Below are 957 nucleotides of genomic sequence, written 5' to 3'. Positions count from 1 at the left end.
ACGATCGCCACCGCGGAAACCACCGTCGCGGCGCTCACCGTCGCGGAAGCCACCCTCACGGCGGTCACCATCACGGAAACCACCGTCGCGGCGGTCGCCGCCCCGGAAGCCACCGTCACGGCGCTCACCGTCGCGGAACCCGCCCTCACGACGGTCGCCACCGCGGAAGCCACCCTCACGACGATCGCCACCGCGGAAACCACCTTCACGGCGCTCACCGTCGCGGCGCTCGCCGCCGAAGCCGTCACGACGGTCCCGGAAACCGCCGTCCCGGCGTTCGCCGTCGCGGAAACCGCCGCCCTCACGGCGGTCACCACCACGGAAGCCACCGCCCCGCTCGCCCGCGTCCCGACGGAAACCACCCTCGCGACGGTCACCATCGCGGAAGCCACCCTCACGGCGGTCGCCGCCCCGGAAGCCACCGTCACGACGCTCACCGCTGCGGAAGCCCCCAGATGCCCGGTCGCCGCCCCGGAAGCCACCGGAGCGCTCGCCGCCGTCGCGCCGGAACCCGCCCTCACGGCGGTCTCCCTCGCGGCGGTCTCCCTCAGCACGGAAGCCGCCACTGCTACGGTCGCGTTCGCCGGAACCGTCGCGTCCGCCGAATCCACGGTCGCCGCGTTCACCCCGGAATCCACCGCCCGAGCGGCCGCTGTCGCGGAAGCCGCCCTCACGACGGTCACCATCCCGGCGGAAGCCCCCAGATCGGCCACGGTCGCCGCCGGCGTCGCGTCCGCCGTCGCGAGAGCCTCGTGCCTCTCCCCGGTCCGAACGCGACGAGCGGTCATCGCGACGGGGTCCGCCGTCGCGATCCGCGGAGCGATCCTCGTAGCCCCGGGGGCGGTCTCCGCCCTGAGGTGCTGAACTCACAGGTACATCCTTCCTGAGTACGTCGTATCAACGACGCAACGCAGTCGAGGGCCGACCCGATTCCGGGTGGCCCTCGACTGTGACGTG

The 957-nt window shown here is 73.2% G+C and carries 1 pseudogene; it reads left to right on the top strand.

Features of this window, described 5'->3' with window-relative positions:
* Positions 1-864 (top strand): annotated as a pseudogene (locus Vlu01_RS17190) (hypothetical protein); the annotation flags it as partial.
* Positions 865-957: the final 93 nt, after the last annotated feature.

It is taken from the genome of Micromonospora lutea, assembly GCF_016863535.1.
Taxonomy (GTDB): Bacteria; Actinomycetota; Actinomycetes; order Mycobacteriales; family Micromonosporaceae; genus Micromonospora; species Micromonospora lutea.
The sequence above is the reverse complement of the archived record's forward strand: the minus strand, read 5'-3'. Positions and strand labels throughout refer to the sequence as shown.